At 65.7% G+C, this 676-nt stretch carries 1 protein-coding gene; it reads right to left on the minus strand.

Annotated features, from left to right (window positions below):
* A partial coding sequence (locus HP547_RS29165) for a peroxidase family protein (protein ID WP_172288981.1) occupies positions 1–676 on the minus strand: 676 nt, incomplete at both ends.

A 676-nucleotide genomic window follows, 5' to 3' on the forward strand; every position in this document is an offset into this window, starting at 1 on the left:
CCATCGGCGCCCAGGTCGCGGTTGGTGATCAGCCGCCCGGTGGTTACCGGGTCGCCTGTGGCGTCGAGCATGTACTCACGCAGGAACACCTGGTGCGAGGGGTGCGAGCTGTAGGTCTGGCTCTGGTCGACAAACGGCGAGGTGGTGTTGGGCTGGCCATCGTCGGCGGTACCCACCACACCATCGGCGCCGGCAGTGCGTACGGCGCGCGACAGCACCATGAAGTTGGTCGGGCTGTTGGCGTTGTACAACGGATCGTCCGGGCGCAACGGGATGAACACGATGTCGCTGCTGCTCTTGGTGACCAGGTCCAGGCCATGGTCGAAGAACTGGCCGAAGAAGGTCATCCAGGCGTTGAAGCCGGCGGTAAGGCCGGCATCTGCCGAGACGTTGGGGATGAAGAACACCGGTTTGTCGTCAGCCGTGCCGAACACCCCGTCGATGCCGGGGCTCATCACCGGGGCGGCGCCACCGTTGGCCTCTACCGCAGCCGGGTTGTTGGCTGTCTGGTCGACGATCAGGTTGCTGATGGTGCGCGGTTGCGCATCGACGACCGTGCCGGTGCCTGCATAGCTGGCACGGTACGAGGCGTCGAGCAGGCGCAGGAACGCGTTGTCGGCTGCGCCGAACTCGCTCTGCCCGGCGACCAGGTTGTTGTAGCTGCCATCGACGGTGC

The organism is Pseudomonas sp. CM27 (assembly GCF_013179515.1).
GTDB lineage: Bacteria > Pseudomonadota > Gammaproteobacteria > Pseudomonadales > Pseudomonadaceae > Aquipseudomonas.